Source organism: Streptomyces sp. NPDC031474 (assembly GCF_055581185.1).
Window position 1 is genome coordinate 15,198 of record NZ_JBVIJX010000037.1, and the last position, 20,612, is coordinate 35,809.

Sequence of the window (20,612 nt, forward strand, 5' to 3'; positions counted from 1 at the left end):
GGCCAGGGCTGCGGTGAGGGTGCGCGCGCCCTCCTCCGTGTCGCCGAGCGCCGCTTGGACGGGGCCGAGGTTCTTCAGTGCGTTGGCTTCACCGTTTCGGTTGCCGAGGTCGCGGTACAGGGCCAGGGCTGCGGTGAGGGTGCGCGCGCCCTCCTCCGTGTCGCCGAGCGCCGCTTGGACGGGGCCGAGGTTCTTCAGTGCGTTGGCTTCACCGTTGATGTCGCCCAGCTGGCGGTACAGGGCCAGGGCTTCGGTGAGGGTTTCGGCTGCTGCCGGGAAGTCTCCCATTGTGTAGTGGACCAGGCCTGCCGATGTCCGGGCGTTTCCCTCTCCCACTGCGTTGCCGGATTCCCGGTAGAGGGCGAGGGCGCATTCTTGGTCCGCGATGGCTGATTGGTAGTCACCCGTGGCGAATTTGGAGGCGCCGAGATAGTTCAGGCTCGTAGCCTGGCCGTTGCGGTCGCCGAGTGTGCGGAACAACTCCAGCGCCTCGGTCAGGTTCACGGTGGCGGCGGCGTAGTTACCGGTCAGCCGCTGTACCAGTCCCAGGTCCTTGAGGGAGTTCGCGGTTCTCTGCGTGTCTCCCGCGGCTCGCGAGAGCTCCAGCGCGTGTGCGAGGCAGGTGGTCGCGGCGGGATAGTTGCCCGTCAGCCGCCAAAGGACGCCCAGGTCGTTGACGGAGTTCAGCTCACCGGTGGTGTCGCCGGCGTAGCGCGCCGCCTGCAGTGACGCCTGGTGCAGCCTGATGGCTTCATCCCAGTGGCCTTGGGTGCGCAGGAAGCTGTGCATCACCGCGGATATGGCGACGACATGGTCGGCATACCCGTGCTGCTGTGCGTATTCGCAGGAGGCCAGCAGGTTTTGACGTTCTGCGTCCATCCAGGCGGCCGCTTGTGCACGCGACTGCAGGGAAGGAAGCCATGGCTGTTCGGCTCCGGCTTCTGCGGCATTACTCGGCAGTGCGCGCCGGGTCAGGAATCGGTCAGCTACTCCCGTGCAGACGCGGTAGTAGCGCAGCAGTCGACGTAGCGCGGCATCGCGCTCCGGGATGCTGTCCGCTGCCGCGAGTTGCCTCGCGTGCTCGCGGATGAGGTCATGCGGCCGGAAGCGTCCGTGTGTCGGCTCTTCGATGAGGCAGTGGTTGTACAGGCTCTCCAGCAACTCCCGCGCGATGGCCGGAGTGGTGTCCATCAGCGCCGCGGCGGCGTATCGGTCGATGTCGACGCCCGGGTGAAGGCCGAGTCGGCGCAGTATGGCCTGTTGGCTTGCTGAGAGGTTCTGGTAGGAGAGGTCGAACGCGGCTGAGACCGAGGAGTGCTCGGCGTGCAGTGCCGGCAGGGCGTCTGCGGTGGACCTGAGGTCTCCGGCGAGGTCGGTGATCGTGGAGTTCGGGTGATGTTTGAGGTGGCCGGCCATGAGGCTGACGGCGAGTGGCAGCCCGCTGCACAGGCTGACGATCTCGGTGACGGCCGGGTCGGTCGGGCTGAGCGACGGGCGGCCGGCAAGCCGGACGAAGAGACCGGCGGCCTCGGCTGGTTCGAGCATGTTCATAGTGATCGCCAGTGCCTCCGAGAGCGCGGTCAGACGTCGTCGGCTGGTGATGATGACCAGTGACCCGGCAGTGCCGGGGAGCAGCGGCGCGACTTGTTCGGTGCTGAGCACGTCGTCGAGCACGAGCAGTACCTTGCGCTCGGCCATTCTGTCCCGCCACAGGGCGACTCTCGCTTGCAGGTCGGTCGGGATCTGCTGGGGTGCGACTCCTAGAGTCAAGAGCAGGGTTGCCAAGGCTCCGAAAGGTTCGACGGCCCGCTGGCCGGGTGTGTGCCCGTACAGGTTGAGGAAGATTTGCCCATCCGGGAATCGGGGGGCGAGTTCGTGGGCGACATGGGTTGCAAAAGCGGTCTTCCCGGCGCCTGCCATGCCGGCCACGGCGCTGATCCGGACCACTCCGCCCGATGCTGCGAGATCGCTGACGTGACCGATCTCGCTCTCGCGGCCGACGAAGGAGGCGATGTCACTGGGCAGGGTGCGTGCGGCAGCAAGGGCACTGACCGGCGCCGCAATGTTGATGTTTCCGTTGACGGTGCCCGCTTGGACGATCGGACCTGAGACATCGCCCGAGACACGGTTTTCGATCACGTCGCCAGTTCCGGCCGTCTGGGGTGACGGCTCGGCTGGCGCTGGAAGAGCATCGGACGTCGTCATCGTCACCCCTCCAAGCCCGACATCCGCCCCTCAGCGTTCCTGTGTTCTCCCTCAGGACTCCGCCAGCTAAAATGACGCCAGGTCAGGAATTATTATGCTACACATCTTGAGGCCGGGTCGCAGCCGACCACGGGAGCCTTGCATGGCCACGATCAGCGAACCGGAAAGCGCCCCGTTTCCGAACCTGGCGCCGTTGTTCGACCACCCCGTCCTGGAGCAGATGGAACTCACGGTCGACTACCCGAATCGCGGAAGCCTCGTTGCCAAAGTCCGCACATGCAACGAAGAGGTCGTGGCACGCACCTTCCGGCTCCGCCGACCCGAGGGTCCCTTCTGGGGAACCCTCAACGACCTCTTCGGGGTGAACCCGGTGCATGCCGGCGAGCTCTTGCCGATCTACTCGCTGCTGGCGACGTCAAGTCCGCTGCGTGTGCCCCGGGTTAGACGCACGGCAGACATGGACGACCGGACCTGGCTCATCGTGGACTACCTGGACGACGGCCCGCTCGCTTCCTTCCAAGAGCTCTCGGATGCCGGCCTGCTGACATTCGGCATGAGGTTGGCGCAAATCCACAAGCGGGGCTTCACGAGCCTGGGCACCGTGTCGGGCACCGTTCGCTTCGACGGCAGCGAGTTCCCACGGCGACTGGCATACGTGATGGGGTCGGCCACCACACGAGCGCCGGGCGCCCCAATGGAGCTGGGGCGGGAGATGCGGAGGCGGGCCGAGATGCTCAGTCCTCCGAAAGCGGGCGCCCTGGTGATGCCCGATATGCTCCCCTCCCAATTCCTGGTACGCAATCACCGCATCTCGGCGGTGGTGGATCTGGACGCCTACATGGTCGGCCCACGCGAATTGGACTTCTCCTGCCTTGAGCTCTTCCTGGATGACCGATCGGCCGAGCTCATCCATCGTGGATACGGGCAGGTGCTGCCCCCTCCCCTCATGAGGCCGGTCCGGCGGCTCTACCGCTACTTCATGTGGCTGCTGACGGTCGGCCCGAACAGCGATCTCGATGCTCATATGCGGCAACCTCACCTGTTTCCTTGATCGCCGAGTTCCCGGCCGGTCAGGCCTGCTCTCCCGCCGGATCGCGTTCGACGACCCGCAGGGTCGTCAACCTGATCAGGCATGGACGGTCCGCTCCTCCAAGGCACGAAGTGGAGTCGCCGAAGTCGGGGAGCCTCCGGGATGAAGTACGCGTCTCGCTCCAAGCCGGCCTGGCGGCCGCAGACGCCCGCCTCGCCGCCCAGGTCCACCGCCTTGAAGCCCGCCTCAGCAAAGTCCTCGGCGAACAGGTCTGGCGCGGTCCGGCATCGGCGGCCCCGATGAGCAGTGGGATCCTGGATCGCACGCTCGATCGCATGGAGCGGTACCGACAACAGCGCAATCGAACTCCACTTTCAGCAGATCGCCATCATGGCCCCGACGTCCGCTCCGGCCTGCTCACCACCCACGCCGTGAATTCCGCCGACGCCACCTTCCGGCGTTGCCAGGGAGCTGATCCTTGCGCGGCAGCGACGCGAACACGTCCGCGACGAATAACTCCAACGTAGCCCGAGCGCGGTTCACTTCAAGTGCATCCACACCCAACATGCCCCCAAACAGGACCGCAAGACGGACGTGCATTCAAGTTGAAGCGGTAATCATTCCGAGGTGTCGCATTGGTGTTTGAGTGGTCTACTGGACGTAGGACATTCCGCCGCCTGGAATTCCCGCGGAGGTGAGCGGATATGAGTCGCTCGATCAGCGGCCTGGCTGGCAAGCACAAGGTAATCTCTCGTGTCAACTTCGACTTCGATGCCATCGACAGGACACAGCGGTGGTCCAGCCGAGTTCCAGCGCCGAAGTGGAGCCCGCAGTCGACGTCGTGGTGACGATCACTGCGCTCGTTGAAATCGAGCGATCCAACAGCTGAAAGCCCCGGGAGGCGCGCAGCCCTCATGCGGACCCGAAGGTGCTCATTTCAGGCGGATTGTAAAACCGGGAAAGCTCGGGGCAGCCTACTGGTACAAAAAATGTCATATCGTCAGGAGAGGGAAATGGCAACAACGCTGTCGCTTGTGTTCGTCGATTGGAAGTCTCGCAACGGCAACGTGGCTGCCGGGTCTCTGGATGGCGCCACAGTGCAGATCGCCGGGCGCCTGGGAACCACTGTTCTCGACGGATCGTCCCCGGTGTTCAACTCGCCGGTATTCACTCCGTCACTGTCGACGTCGGACATGATAGAAATCGTCGGTGAGCCCGAGAACAACGAGTTCACCGTTAACTTCCTTGGTGCGGTGGTGCAGGATCCCGTCTTCCACCTGGGATCGCTCGGCTCAACCCTGACGTTTCCGGCAGGTACGCCGGTCATCCGGCTCAGCGGCGACACGGCAGCAAGCGGCGGGCCCCGCGACTTCAACGTCGTAGCCAATCAGGTCATTGGCAAGGCGTTCCAGCCTCCGCCGGGCGAACCCACTGATTCCAGCGGCAGCGTGCGTCTCCCCGGGCGATTCAGCTCGATCAAGTTCAATTTGAAAACGAACTTCACAGGCGGCTCAAATGTGGACGGAGTGACCCTACAGATCGGCGGGACAGCACTTCCGATTCCTTTCACCGATTGGAAGTCCCGCAACGACAACGTGGCTGCCGGATCTCTGGATGGCGCCACAGTGCAGATCGCCGGGCGCCGGGGAACCACTGTTCTCGACGGATCGTCCCCGGTGTTCAACTCGCCGGTATTCACGCCGTCACTGTCGACGTCGGACATGATAGAAATCGTCGGTGAGCCCGAGAACAACGAGTTCACCGTCAACTTCCTTGGTGCGATGGTGCAGGATCCCGTCTTCCACCTGGGATCGCTCGGCTCAACCCTGACGTTTCCGGCAGGTACGCCGGTCATCCGACTCAGCGGCGACACGGCAACAAGCGGCCGGCCCCGCGACTTCAACGTCGTAGCCAATCAGGTCATTGGCAAGGCATTCCAGCCTCCACCGGGCGAACCCACTGATTCCAGCGGCAGCGTGCGTCTCCCCGGCCGATTCAGCTCAATCAAGTTCAATTTGAAAACGAACTTCACAGGCGGCTCAAATGTGGACGGAGTGACCCTACAGATCGGCGGTGTTCGGTCATAGCCTCGAAATGTCGTGGCGGCCCGTCGATTTCATCGGCGGGCCGCATCCCCCGCGCCGGGGCTGGTTGACACACGCCGCGGAGGCGGACACGAGATGATGCTGCTCCGCCCGCGGCGGCAACCCGCCGGTGTCAGGGAACCGCGCGACGTCGACAGCGGGCTGTGGCCTCAATCTGCGCGCCACCACCACTTCCCACGGGAGGGCGGTCTCGAACGGGATGACCTGTCCCGCGGGGACGGTCACGTACTGCGCGTACGAGCCGTTGAAGGACCCGCCCATGCCGCCCATGCCGCCCATCATGGTCGCCACCCGCTGCACCGGGCGCAAACCGCTGCCCTCGTCGGCCTGGTCGACCACACCGACGCCCTCGATGCCGGGGATCCGCGGGTAGGTGACCTCCGGGGCCGACTCACCCTTCCGGGTGGCGACCTCCGACTCGTTGACGCCGAACGCCTTCACCTTGATGCGCACCCATCCGGGCTGCGGCTCGGGCATCGGCACCGTGGTGACCTGCAGGGCATCCAGGCCACCGGGCTGAGTGACGAAGACCGCTCGCATCGTCGCAGAGGGGGCGCCTGTGGACGGTACGACCCTTCTGCCAACGCCGTCGACCAGCAGATCCTTGGGGAGCGACGGCCGTCGAGTTGGGTCCTGCAGAAGCTGGACGGCAGCCGCGGTCCCGGCCAGGGCGTCATCCACGCCGTCGACTGCGAGGAAGCACCCGCCGGACACCGCCGCTGACCCTGGACCAAGCGCCGTGCCACTCGGCACGGAACAGCCGTGGCTCGCCGCCCGGTCGGCGAGCGCCGGTCGCCGACCCTGAGCGGACGGTTACTCCGTCAACGCCCCCATTGCCCGATCGAGCAGGACAGCGAGGGAAACAGCGCCCTCGCAGGCCACCCATCCTCTCGCGGCCGCGTCCAGGCAGCCGAGGGCGGCTGCGACCAGCGCTGTCGGCCTAGGATCCTCCGGCCGGCCAGGACTGGCCTCCAGTCGTCTGGCGATCTCCGGCACCATCTGTTCCTGCCACTTCAACTGCTTCTCGAAGTGCCGGGCGCGCAGTGACGGCGTCTCCTGCAGCAGACGCAAAAAGCTCAGCGTCTGCTCGGGTGCATCCTCGTTCACCCGCGCCAAGACGTCGAACGCCCGGCGCAATGCCACCCAGGGCCGCTCCTCGTCGGGGCGGGCGGCCAGCGCTTCCGCGACTTGTTGGCCATCGCCCTCCAAACCGCCCAGCACGATGTCTTCCTTCGTCCCGAAGTACCGGAACAGGCTGGCGCGCGACAGTCCCACTTCGGCGGCGATCTGGTCAGCGGTCGTCCGGTCGAAGCCCTGAGAGGTGAAGAGCCGGAGCGCCACTTCGGTCACTTCCGCCCGGACCGTTGCCCGCATGCGTTCACGCAGACCGGGCGGCTTCGGCGGGGTGTGGTTGGCAGTGCTGGCGGAGTCGGTCATACGAGCAATGTTACAGCTACGACTCAACTTGAGACTCAGTCTCTCGGACTGCCCCCGCCCGCACTGCAGTACCGAACACTGAAGCATCTTGAGACTTAGTCTCAGTTAGATGTAGAGTCTTCAATGGAGGCGCCATTTCGAGCGGAGCGCTGCGAACCCGCGCCCGCCAGGCCACCGCCTGTCTCTTTCACCCACCCCCTTCTTTGAGGAAACCTGCTATGACTACTGCGTTCGACCCGATCGACCTGGGCGGCAAGGCGCTGGCCAACCGCATCGCGATGGCGCCGATGACCCGCAGCCGCGCCGACGCTCCCGCAGCCACGGCGACGGAGCTGATGGCCACCTATTACGCCCAGCGTGCGAGCGCCGGCCTGATCATCACCGAGGGCATACAGCCGTCGGCCGGCGGCCAGGGCTACACCAACACCCCCGGCCTGCACTCCGCGGCGCAGGTCGACGCCTGGCGGAAGGGGACCGACGCCGTCCACGCCCAGGGCGGCACGATCTTCGCGCAGCTGATGCACACCGGCCGGATCAGCCACCCCAGCCTGCTGCCCGACGGTCTCGTCCCCGTCGCCCCCTCTCCCGTCGCGGGGGAGGGCCAGGTGTTCACCTACCAGGGCCTCCAGGACTACGTCACGCCGAAGGAACTGGACCAGGACGACATCACCCAGACGATCGCCGATTACGCCGACGCCGCGCGCAACGCAATCGCCGCCGGTTTCGACGGCGTGGAGATCCACGGGGCGAACGGCTACCTGATCCACCAGTTCCTCGCCCCCAACACCAATCTGCGCACCGACAAGTGGGGAGGCGAAGCCGCGGACCGGGTCCGCTTCGGTATCGAGGTCGCCACGGCCGTCGCGGAGGCGATCGGCGGCCACCGGACCGGCTTCCGCATCTCCCCCGGCAACCCCTACAACGACATCGCCGAGACCGACCCGGCGGACGTGCTGGAGACCTACGCCACCCTGACCGCCGGACTCGCCCGGCTGGACCTCGCCTACCTGCACCTGCTCGAGAGCCCGGACCGTGACCTGACTGCCCGGCTGCGCAAGGACTGGCCGACGGCGTTCATCCTCAACCCCTTCACCCACCCCGAAACCACCGGCCCCGGCGCTCTCGCCCTCATCGAGGACGGCACCGCGGACATCATCGCCTTCGGCGCGCTGTTCCTGGCCAACCCCGACCTGCCCGCCCGCCTCGCAGCCGGCGGCCCCTACAACACCCCCGATCCGGCCACCTTCTACGGCGGCGACCACCGCGGCTACACCGACTACCCGGCGCTGCCCGCCGACAGCGCGTGACCTGAACAAAGATCACCATTCGCGAGCATGGCGAGGCAGAACGCGGTGTTCCAGGCCGCAGGCCAGAGTCCTTCTGCTCCAGCCCTGCGCCTGATGGCACCCCCTGACGAGAACGAGCCCTCGGGTGAACCGGAGGAATGACCACGGTGGAGATCGAGCTGCGGATCAACGGATCCGCCCAGCGGCTGGACGTCGCGCCACAGGTGAGCCTGCTCGACGCGCTGCGCGAGTACCTGGGCCTGACCGGTACCAAGAAGGGCTGCGACCAAGGCGCGTGCGGCGCCTGCACGGTGCTGGCCGACGGCAGGCGGATCAACGCCTGCCTCGCGCTGGCGGTGCAGTACCAGGGCCGTGAGATCACGACCATCGAAGGGGTCGACCACCCGCTGCAGGAGGCGTTCGTGCGCACGGACGGCTTTCAGTGCGGCTACTGCACGCCGGGCCAGATCTGCTCGGCGATCGGCATGCTCGCCGAACACAAGGACGGCGCGCCCAGCGCGGCGACCGAGCACCTCGCCGACACCGGCGGAGAGCTGGACGAGGCGGAGATCCGGGAGCGGATGAGCGGCAACCTGTGCCGCTGCGGCGCCTACAACGGCATCGTCTCGGCGATCAAGGAGGTCGCGAAGTGAAGTCGTTCTCCTACCTCAGCGCACCGGACGTGGGCACGGCGCTGCGCACGATCGCGGACAGCGATGACGTGAAGTTCCTCGCGGGCGGGACGAACCTCGTCGACCTCATGCGTGAGGGCATCGAACACCCGGCGACGGTCGTGGACATCACCCGCCTGCCGCTGACCGGGATCGAGGAACTCCCCGACGGCACCCTCCGCGTCGGCGCGCTGGTGAGCAACAGCCGGCTCGCGGCGGAGCCCCTGATCAGGACCCGCTATCCGGTGCTGGCGCAGGCGATCCTGCTGGGGGCGTCCGCGCAGTTGCGGAACATGGCGACCGTGGGCGGCAACCTGCTCCAGCGCACCCGCTGCATGTACTTCTACGACGAGACCTCCGCGTGCAACAAACGTGTGCCCGGCAGCGGCTGCGACGCGATCGCCGGGTTCTCCCGTGGCAGTGCGGTGCTGGGGGCGAGCGAGCACTGCATCGCGACGCATCCCTCGGACATGGCGGTGGCGCTGGTGATGCTCGACGCGGTCGTCGAGGTGGAGAGCGTGCGCGGTGTCCGGCGCGTCCCGGTCGCCGAGTTCCACCGCGAGCCGGGCGACACCCCCCACATCGAGACGGTGCTGGCCGCCGACGAGCTGATCACGGCCGTCGAGCTGCCGCCGGTGCTGGCCGCGGCGAACTCGCGCTACCGCAAGGTCCGCGATCGCGCGTCCTACGCTTTCGCCCTGGTCTCCGTGGCCGCCGCGCTGGCCGTCGAGGACGGCCGGGTCACCGAGGTCCGCCTCGCGCTGGGCGGTGTCGGCACCAAACCCTGGCGCGCCACCGAAGCCGAACGCGCGCTGCTCGGCCGGCCGGCGACCGAGGAAGCCTTCCGTCAGGCGGCGGAAGCCGAACTCGCCGCCGCGGTGGGCGGACCGCAGAACGCCTTCAAGATCGAACTCGCACAGCGCACGATCGTGGCCACCCTGTGGCAGCTGCTCACCGACAGGAGCGCCGCCTGATGCCGAGGTCAAAGGCAACCGGTTCACGCCCGGTCAGTGTGACAACCATCCCTGCCCGGCCCGCGCGGCTTCCGCGTGATGTGCGCCCGGGCCGTACTGAGGAAGGCAGGGCGGCATGACGACGATCGGACAACCGCTCGACCGTGTCGACGGCGGGGTCAAGACGACGGGTGCTGCGAAGTTCGCCGCCGAGCATTCCTATCCCGGCCTCACGCACGCCGTGCTCGTGCACGCCACCATCAGCCGCGGCCGGGTCACCGCCCTGCACACCGACGAGGCGAGCGCGGTGCCGGGCGTCATCGCCGTCCTCACCCACCTCAACGCGCCCCCCATGAAACCGGCGCACAAGCCCGGAACATTCAACTTCGCTGGCTTGTTCTCCGGGAGCTCGGTGAACTACTTGCAGAGCGACGAGGTGCACTGGGAGGGGCAGCCGATCGCGGTGGTCGTCGCGGAGACCTCAGCCGCCGCCCGGGAGGCCGCCGCGCTGGTGCGCGCCGAGTACACCGTCACCAAGTCCTCGGTGGACTTCGAGGGGGCCGAACAAGACGCACAGCCGCAACCGAACGACTCGTTCTTCCCCCGGGGAGCAACCAGGGGTGATGCGGAGGCGGCGCTGGCTACCGCGCAGGTGTCGCTGGACCTGCGGTACACCACCCCGCCGCACAGCCAAAACGCGCTGGAGCTGCACGCCACCACCGCCGTCTGGGACGGCGACCGGCTGACCGTCCACGACGCGACGCAGTCGATCGACTGGCTCCGCACCCACCTCGCGCTGCGGTTCTCCGTGCCCAGGACGAACGTACGGGTGCTGGCGCCCTTCGTCGGCGGCGCTTTCGGCGGCAAGGTCTCGATGTGGCCCGGCACCATCCTCGCGGTGCTGGCGGCCCGGGCGACCAAGAGGCCGGTGCGGCTGGTGCTGTCGCGGGAGGCGGTCTACCGCACGGTGGGCGGACGCACCCCGTCCGTCCAGCGGGTCGCGCTGGGAGCGGACCGCGACGGGAAGCTGACCTCGCTGCTGCACACCAGCGTCACCCGCGCCAGCGAGATCGGCGGTACTTTCGAGCAGGTCACCTCTGCGTCCCAGCATCTGTACGCGGCCGAGAACATCCTCGCGCGGCATGACCGCGTCCAACTCGACCTGCTGCCCAGCACCTTCATGCGGGCGCCGGGCGAGGCCATCGGCACCTTCGCGCTGGAGTCCGCGATCGACGAACTGGCCTACGAGCTGGGCATGGACCCGATCGACCTGCGCCTGCGCAATGACACCGCGGTCGACCCGATCGACGGCAAGAAGAAGTTCTCCCACCGCAAGCTGCCAGAGCTGTACGCGCTGGGCGCGGAGCGGTTCGGCTGGCACGAGCGCAACCCCGAACCGCGCTCGACGCGCGACGGGCGGTGGCTTGTCGGGACGGGTGTGGCAACGGCGTTCCACCCGGCACTGTCGATGCCGGTCAACGTCATGATCCGTCTGTCGGCCGACGGCAGCGTCCTGGTGCGCTGCGCCTTCCAGGAGATGGGCATGGGCGCGGCCACGGCCCAAGCCCAGATCACGGCCGACGCATTGGGTGTGCCGTTCGACGCCGTGCGTGTGGAGTACGGCGATTCCGATCTGCCGATGGGACCGGCCGCCGCTTCCTCCGTCCAGACAGCGAGCACCGCCGCCAGCGTGCTGCAGGCGTGCGAGGAGCTCAAGCAGACGCTGAAGTCCATGGCCCGCAAGACCGGCGGCGACAGCCACGAGGAGATACTCCGGCGCGCGAACGTGCCGCACGTCGAAGCCAAAATCGGATCCGAGACGCGGCTCGGCCGCATCGCCGGGCGGACACGGTTCCTGCCGGGCTTCCTGCTCGGGGCCCAGCGGTTGATCAAGGCTGCCTCCGGTGTGCAGTTCTGCGAGGTGAAGGTCGATGCGGAGACCGGCGAGACGCGGGTGTCGCGCTGGGTCGGCGTGTTCGACATCGGGAGGGTGATCAACGCGAAGACGGCGGCCAGCCAGGTGCGCGGCGGCATCGTGATGGGCCTGGGCCTGGCGATGGCCGAGGAGACCCTCGTCGACCCGCGCAACGGACGGATCATGAACCCGAGCCTGGCCGAATACCACGTCCCCGTGCACGCGGACGTCCCGCCGATCGACGTGTCCTTCCTCGACCACCCGGATCCGAACACGCCCCTCGGCATCCTCGGCGCGGGCGAGGTGGGCATCACGGGTGTCGGCGCGGCCGTCGCGAACGCCGTGTACCACGCGACCGGCAAGCGGGTGCGGGACCTTCCGATCACGCTGGACAAACTGCTCTGAAGCGACGGCGGTCGAAAGCCCTCGTCGCGCCGTGCCCGTTCGGGCGCCTGCGGCGCGACGAGGGACTGAGCCGCCTCAGGGCAGATCCGCGCCATCCGACCACCACAAGGAAGAAACGCCATGTTGGACATCGCGGACGAGCTGAACCGGTGGCTCGAGGAAGGACGCGACTTCGCCGTCGCCACCGTCGTGGCCGTCAGTGGCAGCGCACCGCGAGGGCCGGGCGCCGCGCTCGCCGTCGACGCCCACGGCACCGCCATCGGCTCGGTCTCCGGCGGCTGTGTGGAGAGCGCGGTCTACGACCTGTGTATCCAGGCGCTCAAGGAAGGCCAGGCGGTGCGCGAGCGGTTCGGCTACAGCGACGAGGACGCCTTCGCCGTAGGACTGACCTGCGGCGGCGTCCTCGACATCGTGGTCACACCCATACCCGCCGACGCGCCCGGCAGGAAGACATTCCAGACGGCGCTGTCGGCCGCCGCCCGGGGCGAGGCGACGGCGCTCGCCCGCGTGGTCCGAGGCCCGGCCAAGCTCCTCGGACGGGCGCTGGCAGTCCGCCACGACGGATCCTACGAAGGTGACCTCGGCGGACGTCCCAGCCTGGACCGCGCCGTCGTCGACGAAACCCGCTCCCTGCTTGACGCCGGCCGCACCGGCACCTTCGACATCTCGCAGGACGGATCCCCCTGCGAGCCGGACCTGACCGTTTTCGTCGAGTCGAGCGTGCCGCCGCCCCGCATGCTCGTCTTCGGCGCCATCGACTTCGCCGCGGCGCTGGTACGCATAGGCAAGTTCCTCGGCTACCACGTCACCGTGTGCGACGCCCGACCCGTCTTCGCCACCCGGACACGCTTCCCCGAGGCAGACGACATCGTCGTCGACTGGCCGCACCGCTACCTGCGCCGTACCCGGACCGACGACCGCACCGTGGTGTGCGTCCTCACCCACGACGCCAAGTTCGACGTACCCCTGCTGGAGACGGCCCTGCGGCTGCCGGCCGCCTACATCGGCGCGATGGGCTCCCGCCGCACCCACGAAGACCGCGACCGCAGACTCCGTGAAGCCGGCCTCACCGACGCCGAACTGACCCGCCTGCACTCACCGATCGGCCTCGATCTCGGCGCCCGCACGCCCGAGGAGACCGCCTTGTCCATCGCCGCCGAGATCGTCGCCGCCCGCCACGGCGGAACAGGCCTGCCCCTGAGCGGCTCGCACCTACCGATCCACCACGACCGAACCGACCTCCAAGTCAACGGGAACACCTCACCCGCCCTGACGGCAGGGGTCGCACCTGGCGGTGCGTTGTCCGTCTGAGGGCTCTGTCGGAACATCCGCCGGGTCATGATCATGTCTTGGACGCCGCTCCGCCACAGCGCCCTGCCGACGGGCTGAAGGGTGTGCTGATGCCCGTTGTCGTCGTGCTGGTCATCGGCTCCATCTTTGTCAGCGTGTACCTCGCGACTTTCCATGCACCCGAGCCGCACGACCTGCCGGTGGCCGTCGTCGGCACCGCACAGCAGACCCGCCAGACAGCCGACGGGCTGGAGCGCGGCTTGCCGGGCGGCTTCGAAGTGAAGCGGTATGCCGACGAGAGCGCCGCCCGTCACGCAGTGCAGGACCGCACGGTGTACGCCGCATACGTCACGGGCGCTGACGGCTCGCCCGAGCTGCTGTATGCCGGTGCCAACGGGCCGTCGGTCACCTCTACGGTCAGCAGTGCTTTCTCGGCGGTCTCCAGGGCGAGCGGGCGCACGCTCGTCGAGAAGGATGTCGTGCCCGCGGCGGACGGGGACACCCGCAGCATGTCGGTGTTCTACGCTGCCTTCGGTCTTGTCCTGGCCGGCTTCCTGTTCGGCATGATGACCTATCAGATGGCTCCTCGCCTGGAGTTCCGCCGGCGCATGACGAGCCTCGCCTCCTTCAGCGTGCTCGGGGGCGTGATCGTGGCCCTGCTGACGGGAAGTCTCGGCTTCGGTGCTCTGCCCGGTCCCTTCCTCGGGATTGCGGGGCTCGTCGCTCTGATGGGCGCCGCGGTCGGCAGTGCGACGATGGCGATCATGCGGCTGTTCGGCCGGGCCCGCTTGCCGTTGGCCTCCATAGTCCTGCTCACCCTGGGCAACAGCACAGGCGGAGGCACCCTGCCGGCCGCCTACCTGCCCGGCTGGCTACGCCCGCTGTCGGAGATTCTTCCGGTGGGGGTCGGAGTACGCGCCATCCAGGGCCTGTCCCACTTCGACAACGACGGCCTCGTGCAGGGCATCGCCATCCTGGCCGGGTGGACCATGCTCTGCGCCGGTCTCGTCTTCTGGCGGGACGTCCCAGCACAGCGTCCCACAGCGACAGCCCGACATGCCTGACAGGCATCACCGAATGGGTCAATACCCTGCGCTGCCCCACACCGCGCACCAGCAGATGTCGGCCACTGCCGGGCCCCGGAGCGGCCGCCGTACAGTCGCCAAACTGCTTTCTAGGGTCGTGAACAGAGCCAGGCAGTCATTCCCACAGGGGTTCAACACGCTGCACTTGACAGGGAACAAAGCCGGTCGGTGTACAGCTTGGTGGTCAACTCCAGGCCGCAGCCTCCGAGCAGCAGCCCGCACCAGAACGTGTCGTGCTCGTGACGACGCCGGAAGGCGTCCGGCTCGATCGCCTCCAGCGGCAGCATCAGCGGCTCATCCGAGTCCGCGCCGCCCAGGACCGTATAACTGAGCAGATGCTGCCCTACCGGGAATTCCGTACACCGGGCGGGGTGCCCGGGCGGGAGCACCCACGCCATCCGGCGGGGCGCTCTGCCGGCGTGCCAGGACGCTCCTCCTCGACCGGCTCGACCAGCGCGCCACCACCCTCCTGGCCTACGTCGCCGCCCTCGCACGCGACGCCGGCGTCGTAGGCCGCGCCAGCGTGCTGCGCACCGAGATCACCGTCCCGGCCTCCCCTGACTCACCCCGCTCCTGGAACCGCCCTCGCCTTCCACCACGCCGTACGCGGCGCCGAGGACGACCTGACCGCGGCCATCGGTCCGCTGCCCGAAGCGACCGCGAACGGCGACTTCGCCTATTACGTCCCCATCGCCGCCGCGATGAGGGACCAGCCCCGGCCCGGCAGGCCCGCCATCCGCCGGCAACGTCTTTGCATGGGCTGAGCGCGGGCTCAGGCTCAGCCAGTCGACTCCTTGGGCGCGTCGGCGAGGACCCGTGCGACGACGGCCCCTCCCCGGAGGACTGGGCAGGGCGGTCTTGACGGCGCGAGCCTGCTGCTCGTCGACGTCGCCCCGCCCGCGCCGCGTACTGGGTGCCGGCGCGCGGTGCTGAGCACCGGTATGGCACGCCGAAAGAACGTGCGCGGGGATGTCGATCCAGGCAGGCTCTGTTCGACGCAGGGGTGAGAGAAGGCCGTCAACACGAGAGGCGAAGGCCATGCCCAAGGTCCGCGTACACAACGTCACGATCTCCCTCGACGGCTTCATGGCCGGCGCGAACCAGCGACTCGACGCCCCGTTCGGCGATGGTGTCGGCTGGGGTGACGATCTGCACAGTTGGTTCGTCTCCGCGACGGAGGATTCCGCCGCGGGCAAGACCGGAATCGATGTCGACTACTTCACCCGCGGCGATCAGAATATCGGCGCCACGATCATGGGGCGGAACATGTTCGGGCCGCAGCGCGGGCCGTGGGAAGACGAGTCCTGGCAGGGCTGGTGGGGCGACAACCCGCCCTACCACCACGACGTTTTCGTGCACACCCACCACTTGCGCCCGACGCTCGAGATGGCAGGCGGAACGACCTTCCACTTCACCGACGAGCCGTTGGAGACGGTGTTGCAGCGCGCGTTCGACGCCGCGGGCGGCAAAGACGTCCGGATCGGCGGCGGCGCGGCGGTCATCCAGCAGTATCTGCGGGCCAGGCTGATCGACGAGCTCCACCTGGTGATCGCGCCGATGCTCATCGGACGCGGGGAGCGGCTGCTCGACAATCTGGGCGACGGGATCGACGGCTACCGAGTGTCCGAGCTGGTCGGCTCGCCGACGGTCACGCACGCGGTGCTGGTCCGCCGCTGACGCGCGGGGTCAGGGTTCGCCGGGGGGGTGTGCTGCCGCACCCGCCGCGGTGGTTCGTCGTCGTGGTCTTCGCCCTCGTCGCTGCGGGGCGGGTGGTCGACTGTGGGTGAGCCAGGGCCGGGCCCCGTGTGGCGGTGGGGTCGGCCGTTCAGTCGGGGCGCTGGTGCCCGGACATCCGGCAGCGACTACCGCCTCACCTTCGACCAACCGCCGGAACCACTCGACACCCTCCCGCAGCAACTGGCGGTCGATGACTTCGTGGAACCAACCTCCAGAGGCACCACATCTGAGAGAGAACGCAGCTCAGCGGCGGCTGTCCCCGGGGGGCGAGCAAGCTGGTGACCTCGGCGATCGCCTCGGCCGAGGGGTGGAAGTAGCACCGTACGTTCTCCGGCTTCCTGTGCCGGGACTTGGCCATGAGCATCGGGAGGCTGGCCCCTGCTTCACCGAGATGGGTGAGGCCGGAGTGCCGGTACTCGTGAAGGTCCCAGCCGGTCCCCGGCACACCGCCAATGGCCGTGTGCGCATCCAGTAGGGCGCGGGCCTGTCCGTACGACAGCCGGACCAGGCCGCCGTCTGGGCAGACGTCGCGTGGCGACGACCTTGCCGGGACCCTGCTTGCGGTGGGTGACGAACACCGGGCCGCGCGTACGGCCCTTGATCAGCCGGGGCAGCAGGCGGGCCGTGCCCGCGTCCCAGTACACGGTCTCCAGCACGAACTCCTCACGCGGGGGTCCCCGGCGGCGCGTACGCGGCTGGGCGCCCTTGGCCTTCACTGGGGCCCGGCGCCCGGCCAGGTCCAGCTCCTCGATGTTGACGCCGAGGATCTCCTCCGACCGCGCAACCGTCTCGTCCAGCATCCGCCACAGCGTCTTCTCCCGGAGATGGACATCGCGGCGGGCGATCAGCCGGGCGACCGCCATCTTCGAGCGAGCCGGGGTCTCCGAGTCCGGCGGAGGCAGCCGCTTCGCCCACGCCGGCAGCACCGCCGCCCGGCGGGCGTTCCAAGTGTTGACCGCCGCCTCGCCCCACAGCTGTTCGAGAGCACCGCCGACTTCGTCGTCCGCCACGGTGGCGAGCGGACGGGCCTCGCCGAGGCACTCGGCGGCCTTGCCCACCCCGATGCCATACGAGCGGAGCGTGTTGGCGCTGTGCGCTGGACGGCGTGTCCACCCGGGCCCTTCAGCAGATCCAGGCCTGTGCGGACGCGGTCGGCGCCATCGACTGGCTCGTCCAGATCGACTCCACCACCGTCCGCGCCCACCAGCACGCCGCCGCCACCGCCCGAAAAAGGGGGACCAACAGGCCGGACGAACCGGACGATCACGCCCTCGGCCGATCCCGAGGCGGACTGACCACCAAAATCCACCTCGCCTGCGACGGCAAGGGACGTCCGCTCGCAGTCCTGGTGACGCGAGGGCAACGTCACGACAGCATCTGCGCGCGCCCTCTTCCGGAGCGCATCCGCGTCCCTCGCACCGGCAGGGGCCGACCCCGATGCAAGCCTGACCAGGTCATCGCCGACAAGGCCTACAGCTCCCGCGGCTTCCGCGCCTACCTGCGCTACCGTCAACGCAACATCGTCGAACGCTGCTTCAACCGGCTCAAAGGCTTCCGTGGAATCGCCACCCGATGCGAGAAGACCGCCACCTCCTACGAAGCAGCGGTCACCCTCGCGTCATTTCTGATCTGGGCAAGATCCGTTTGAAGACGGACCCTAGTTGAGCGGGACGTCCGCGACGGCCTTGAGGTGGCTGAACGTCTCGAGGGAGTACCGGCCGTGGTACCGGCCCATGCCGCTTTCGCCGACGCCGCCGAAAGGCAGGCCGGTCATGAGCAGTTGCATCACCGGCTGGCCCCAGGCGATGCCGCCGGAGGACGTCTCGTTCACCAGGCGCGACTTGGTGGCCGCGGAGGTGGTGAAGGCGTAGAGGGCGAGGGGCTTGTCGCGTTCGTTGATGAAGGCGATGGCGGCGTCGAGGTCTTCGACTTCGACGACGGGGAGGATCGGGCCGAAGATCTCCTCCTGCATGACCGGTGATGCGGGGTCGACATCGGTGAGCACGGTCGGTGCGATGAACAGGTCGTCGCGGTCGTGCCGGCCTCCCACCGCCGCCCGGCCGGAGTCCAGCAGACGGGTGAGCCGGTCGAAGTGCCGCTCGTTGATGATCCGGCCGAAGCCGGCTGAGGTCTGCGGGCTGGTGCCGAACTGGGCGTCGACCGCCGCGCGCAGGGCGGGGACCAGTGCGGCGGCGGTGGCAGGATGGGCCAGGACGTAGTCGGGGGCTATGCACTGCTGGCCCGCGTTGCCGAACTTGGCGCCGACCAGCCGCTTGGCGGTCTCGTCCACGTCGGCGTCGGGTGCCACGAAGACCGGTGACTTGCCTCCGAGTTCGAGCGTGACGGGGGTGAGGTGTTTGGCTGCTGCGGCCATGACGATCCGGCCGACGGTGCCGTTGCCGGTGTAGAAGATGTGGTCGAAGCGTTGTGCCAGGAGGGCCGTGGTCTCCTCGGCGCCCCCTTCGACGACGGTGAGCACGTCGGCGTCGAAGTAGTGTCGCAGGAGGCGTGAAGCGAGTGCCGAGGTGTGCACCGACATCTCGCTCGGTTTGGCCACCACGGTGTTTCCGGCGGCCAGTGCGCCGATGATGGGGTCGATGAGAAGGTGCAGCGGGAAATTCCAGGGAGCGATCACCAGGACGACCCCGAGCGGGTCGTACGTGGTGTAGGCCGTGGTCGTGGGGCCGAAGTGGGCGGGAACCTCCACCGGGCGAGGCTGAAGCCAGCTCTCGAGATTCGCCAGCGTCTCGTCGATGTCGGCGACGGTGAAGTCGATCTCCTGCGTCTTCGCCTCGGCGGGGTTCTTCCTCAGGTCCGCCCAGAGGGCTTCGATCAGTTCCTGCTCGTTCTCGACCAGCAGGGCCCGCAGCCGCTGCAGCTGGTTGACGCGCCAGTCCAGTGGGCGGGTGACGCCGGTGTTGAACGTCGCACGAAGGCGGCCGACCACCTCCGCGGCCGTTTCCGTCTGGTGGGTCCTCGACTCGGTCGCCTGTGTTGCGGTCATGGGGTGTGCTCCGTTCTTGATGCAAGCCACGCCGTCAAAGGCGTTGGCGGCATGCCGTGGTACCGGTGATGGGCAACCCGGTGGATGACGGATGAAGGGTCAATCCGTGCCTCCACCGTATCCCATGTACGCGCTAACGCGAACATAGGGCGGGGGTTATTCTTTCCTCATGGCCAGTCGCACCTCGTCACCCCTCGTCCACCCCGACACGGACGACCTCGACCTCTTCAAGATCATGAGCGCGCTGACCGACGAGACCCGGCTCACCATCGTCGTCACTCTCTCCGTCTCCCCTGGCCTGGCCTGCAGCGGCTTCACGCAGGACGTCACCGCGTCCGTACTCACCCGCCACTTCCGCGTCCTGCGCGAGGCCGGTCTCATCCGGCAGCACGACGTCGGCACCCGCCGCATCAACACTCTGCGCAAGGAAGATCTGGACCAGCGGTTCCCCGGACTGCTCGACCTCGTCCTCAAGGAGAGCGTCGGCCGCGTGGAGCCCTACGTGAACACCGAGTGCGCCTGACGCTCCGGGGCACCCCTCCGCGGCAGCGACGAACCGGACGCACCGCAGCCAGGCATCCAGCTTGCGGTCGGCTTCGATCACGTCGAACGACACCCCGGACACAACGCCGACCAGGCCACGGCTGAGTTGGGCGAGGGGGGCCTCCCGCCCGCCGAGTGACCGTAACCCGTGCACCAGCAAGGCGACAGGCCACCCACCCCGCCGTACCACCTACACAGACTGGTCACTGACCGCCTAAACGCACATGCGGATCGGACCGGATCCACTCCACCGGCACGAAGACCTGGATCTCGATGGCCTTCGCCGTGCGCAGCGGCAGCTCCCGCGGCCGGTGGCGCGGCGCTTTCGAGGACGGCGAGCTGAGCGGGGCGGCGAGATTCGTCAGCCCCCCGTTACCTTTTTCGTGGCTCCGCAAAGGGGCCTCCGGCCTTCGGGTCCGGCATGACTTCCCCCTCCTGTTGTTGATGATCCGGGGGGTGGTGTCACCGGGTCCGGAGGCATCGACGGACCGCTGATGAGGGGCTTGAGCACCGGCTTCACCCGAGCCGGAAGAGCTCTCCGTAACGTGGATGTGGCAGCTCGGTGCCGTGCCAGGCCGGACGAAAGCGTGATGGAGGGGCCTGCACGTGATCGACACCGGCGACATCGACGTCTTCCTCGGCCTGGACGTCGGCAAGGGCGAACACCACGCCACCGCCGTAACCCCGGCCGGGAAGAAGGCGTTCGACAAGCGCCTGCCCAACACCGAGCCCAAGCTCCGCGAGCTGTTCGCGAAGCTCCAAGCCAGGCATGGGACCGTGCTCGTGGTGGTCGCCCCCCCGCCTACCCTTAGTTCACTTGCGGGTCGGGATACCGGCTCACCCCTCTCGGCGAAGGGCTGTGCGACGTCCTTGATGCCATGGCCGGCTGAGCCCTGGCTGTCCCCACGACGAGCCAGCTCTCACCGTGTGACTGTCGGGGCCGGCT

Annotated in this window: 16 protein-coding genes and 3 pseudogenes; 13 read left to right on the plus strand and 6 right to left on the minus strand. The window is 68.1% G+C overall.

What is annotated here, in order from left to right:
• Window positions 1-2,205 (minus strand): ATP-binding protein (locus ACZ5SK_RS44950; RefSeq protein ID WP_468577827.1); only part of this gene is annotated, 2,205 nt, incomplete at its 3' end.
• Window positions 2,206-2,347: 142 nt separating this feature from the next.
• Here ACZ5SK_RS44950 and ACZ5SK_RS44955 point away from each other — a divergent pair.
• Window positions 2,348-3,256 carry a phosphotransferase gene (locus ACZ5SK_RS44955; protein WP_361710543.1) on the plus strand — a complete coding sequence of 303 codons (909 nt, stop codon included), beginning with the start codon at window positions 2,348-2,350 and terminating at the stop codon, window positions 3,254-3,256.
• 992 nt (window positions 3,257-4,248) lie between these two features.
• On the plus strand, window positions 4,249-5,322 hold the full coding sequence (locus ACZ5SK_RS44960; protein WP_468577829.1) for a hypothetical protein: 1,074 nt from the start codon (window positions 4,249-4,251) through the stop codon (window positions 5,320-5,322).
• Here ACZ5SK_RS44960 and ACZ5SK_RS44965 read toward each other — a convergent pair.
• Complete coding sequence (locus ACZ5SK_RS44965) at window positions 5,317-5,880, minus strand: alcohol dehydrogenase catalytic domain-containing protein (protein WP_457495020.1); 564 nt, start codon at window positions 5,878-5,880, stop codon at window positions 5,317-5,319. The genes ACZ5SK_RS44960 and ACZ5SK_RS44965 overlap by 6 nt on opposite strands.
• A 54-nt stretch (window positions 5,881-5,934) precedes the next feature.
• Between ACZ5SK_RS44965 and ACZ5SK_RS44970 the strand changes: the two are divergent.
• A pseudogene (locus ACZ5SK_RS44970) lies at window positions 5,935-6,051 on the plus strand (DUF6233 domain-containing protein); the annotation flags it as partial.
• 102 nt (window positions 6,052-6,153) lie between these two features.
• Here ACZ5SK_RS44970 and ACZ5SK_RS44975 read toward each other — a convergent pair.
• Window positions 6,154-6,777 (minus strand): TetR family transcriptional regulator, encoded by a 624-nt coding sequence (locus ACZ5SK_RS44975; protein ID WP_334573742.1) that lies wholly within the window; start codon window positions 6,775-6,777, stop codon window positions 6,154-6,156.
• A 218-nt stretch (window positions 6,778-6,995) separates the two neighbouring features.
• Here ACZ5SK_RS44975 and ACZ5SK_RS44980 point away from each other — a divergent pair, with 218 nt between their 5' ends.
• The 6 genes from ACZ5SK_RS44980 to ACZ5SK_RS45005 all read left to right on the plus strand — a co-directional run bounded on the left by ACZ5SK_RS44980 (window position 6,996) and on the right by ACZ5SK_RS45005 (window position 14,361).
• Complete coding sequence (locus ACZ5SK_RS44980; protein ID WP_334573744.1) at window positions 6,996-8,084, plus strand: alkene reductase; 1,089 nt, start codon at window positions 6,996-6,998, stop codon at window positions 8,082-8,084.
• Window positions 8,085-8,221: 137 nt separating this feature from the next.
• Window positions 8,222-8,716 (plus strand): (2Fe-2S)-binding protein, encoded by a 495-nt coding sequence (locus ACZ5SK_RS44985; protein ID WP_334573746.1) that lies wholly within the window; start codon window positions 8,222-8,224, stop codon window positions 8,714-8,716.
• Entirely contained in the window at window positions 8,713-9,708 is a 996-nt protein-coding gene (locus ACZ5SK_RS44990) for an FAD binding domain-containing protein (RefSeq protein WP_334573748.1), read from the plus strand. The genes ACZ5SK_RS44985 and ACZ5SK_RS44990 overlap by 4 nt, the downstream gene beginning before the upstream one ends.
• Window positions 9,709-9,823: 115 nt before the next feature.
• Window positions 9,824-12,007 (plus strand): xanthine dehydrogenase family protein molybdopterin-binding subunit, encoded by a 2,184-nt coding sequence (locus ACZ5SK_RS44995; RefSeq protein ID WP_468577833.1) that lies wholly within the window; start codon window positions 9,824-9,826, stop codon window positions 12,005-12,007.
• A 120-nt stretch (window positions 12,008-12,127) separates the two neighbouring features.
• A complete protein-coding gene (locus ACZ5SK_RS45000) occupies window positions 12,128-13,318 on the plus strand; it encodes an XdhC family protein (RefSeq protein ID WP_468577835.1) in 1,191 nt (396 codons plus the stop codon).
• Window positions 13,319-13,407: 89 nt separating this feature from the next.
• Window positions 13,408-14,361, plus strand: coding sequence for an ABC transporter permease (locus ACZ5SK_RS45005; RefSeq protein WP_334573754.1), 954 nt, complete (start codon window positions 13,408-13,410; stop codon window positions 14,359-14,361).
• A 152-nt stretch (window positions 14,362-14,513) separates the two neighbouring features.
• On the opposite strand, the gene ACZ5SK_RS45010 is transcribed toward ACZ5SK_RS45005, so the two are convergent.
• Window positions 14,514-14,669: a hypothetical protein gene (locus ACZ5SK_RS45010; RefSeq protein ID WP_334573756.1), complete on the minus strand. Its 156-nt coding sequence runs from the start codon at window positions 14,667-14,669 to the stop codon at window positions 14,514-14,516.
• A 751-nt stretch (window positions 14,670-15,420) separates the two neighbouring features.
• Between ACZ5SK_RS45010 and ACZ5SK_RS45015 the strand changes: the two genes are divergently transcribed.
• Window positions 15,421-16,059 (plus strand): dihydrofolate reductase family protein, encoded by a 639-nt coding sequence (locus tag ACZ5SK_RS45015; protein WP_334573757.1) that lies wholly within the window; start codon window positions 15,421-15,423, stop codon window positions 16,057-16,059.
• Window positions 16,060-16,362: 303 nt separating this feature from the next.
• On the opposite strand, the pseudogene ACZ5SK_RS45020 reads toward ACZ5SK_RS45015, so the two are convergent.
• A pseudogene (locus tag ACZ5SK_RS45020) lies at window positions 16,363-17,204 on the minus strand (site-specific integrase); the annotation flags it as partial.
• 20 nt (window positions 17,205-17,224) lie between these two features.
• Between ACZ5SK_RS45020 and ACZ5SK_RS45025 the strand changes: the two are divergent.
• Complete coding sequence (locus tag ACZ5SK_RS45025) at window positions 17,225-17,767, plus strand: transposase (protein ID WP_443041175.1); 543 nt, start codon at window positions 17,225-17,227, stop codon at window positions 17,765-17,767.
• Window positions 17,768-17,776: 9 nt separating this feature from the next.
• Here the strand turns inward: ACZ5SK_RS45025 and ACZ5SK_RS45030 are convergent, their stop codons facing one another.
• Window positions 17,777-19,123 (minus strand): aldehyde dehydrogenase family protein, encoded by a 1,347-nt coding sequence (locus ACZ5SK_RS45030; protein ID WP_468577837.1) that lies wholly within the window; start codon window positions 19,121-19,123, stop codon window positions 17,777-17,779.
• Window positions 19,124-19,292: 169 nt separating this feature from the next.
• Between ACZ5SK_RS45030 and ACZ5SK_RS45035 the strand changes: the two genes are divergently transcribed.
• Both ACZ5SK_RS45035 and ACZ5SK_RS45040 read left to right on the plus strand, forming a co-directional pair.
• Window positions 19,293-19,646, plus strand: coding sequence for an ArsR/SmtB family transcription factor (locus ACZ5SK_RS45035; protein ID WP_037708573.1), 354 nt, complete (start codon window positions 19,293-19,295; stop codon window positions 19,644-19,646).
• A gap of 626 nt (window positions 19,647-20,272) precedes the next feature.
• Window positions 20,273-20,485: pseudogene (locus ACZ5SK_RS45040) on the plus strand (IS110 family transposase); the annotation flags it as partial.
• Window positions 20,486-20,612: the final 127 nt, after the last annotated feature.

Coding starts and splice junctions, on each gene's coding strand:
- ACZ5SK_RS44955 (WP_361710543.1), top strand. CDS start 2,348: ATGGCCACGATCAGCGAACCGGAAAGCGCCCCGTTTCCGAACCTGGCG.
- ACZ5SK_RS44960 (WP_468577829.1), top strand. CDS start 4,249: ATGGCAACAACGCTGTCGCTTGTGTTCGTCGATTGGAAGTCTCGCAAC.
- ACZ5SK_RS44965 (WP_457495020.1), bottom strand. CDS start 5,880: ATGCGAGCGGTCTTCGTCACTCAGCCCGGTGGCCTGGATGCCCTGCAG.
- ACZ5SK_RS44975 (WP_334573742.1), bottom strand. CDS start 6,777: ATGACCGACTCCGCCAGCACTGCCAACCACACCCCGCCGAAGCCGCCC.
- ACZ5SK_RS44980 (WP_334573744.1), top strand. CDS start 6,996: ATGACTACTGCGTTCGACCCGATCGACCTGGGCGGCAAGGCGCTGGCC.
- ACZ5SK_RS44985 (WP_334573746.1), top strand. CDS start 8,222: ATGACCACGGTGGAGATCGAGCTGCGGATCAACGGATCCGCCCAGCGG.
- ACZ5SK_RS44995 (WP_468577833.1), top strand. CDS start 9,824: ATGACGACGATCGGACAACCGCTCGACCGTGTCGACGGCGGGGTCAAG.
- ACZ5SK_RS45000 (WP_468577835.1), top strand. CDS start 12,128: ATGTTGGACATCGCGGACGAGCTGAACCGGTGGCTCGAGGAAGGACGC.
- ACZ5SK_RS45005 (WP_334573754.1), top strand. CDS start 13,408: ATGCCCGTTGTCGTCGTGCTGGTCATCGGCTCCATCTTTGTCAGCGTG.
- ACZ5SK_RS45010 (WP_334573756.1), bottom strand. CDS start 14,669: ATGCTGCCGCTGGAGGCGATCGAGCCGGACGCCTTCCGGCGTCGTCAC.
- ACZ5SK_RS45015 (WP_334573757.1), top strand. CDS start 15,421: ATGCCCAAGGTCCGCGTACACAACGTCACGATCTCCCTCGACGGCTTC.
- ACZ5SK_RS45030 (WP_468577837.1), bottom strand. CDS start 19,123: ATGACCGCAACACAGGCGACCGAGTCGAGGACCCACCAGACGGAAACG.
- ACZ5SK_RS45035 (WP_037708573.1), top strand. CDS start 19,293: ATGGCCAGTCGCACCTCGTCACCCCTCGTCCACCCCGACACGGACGAC.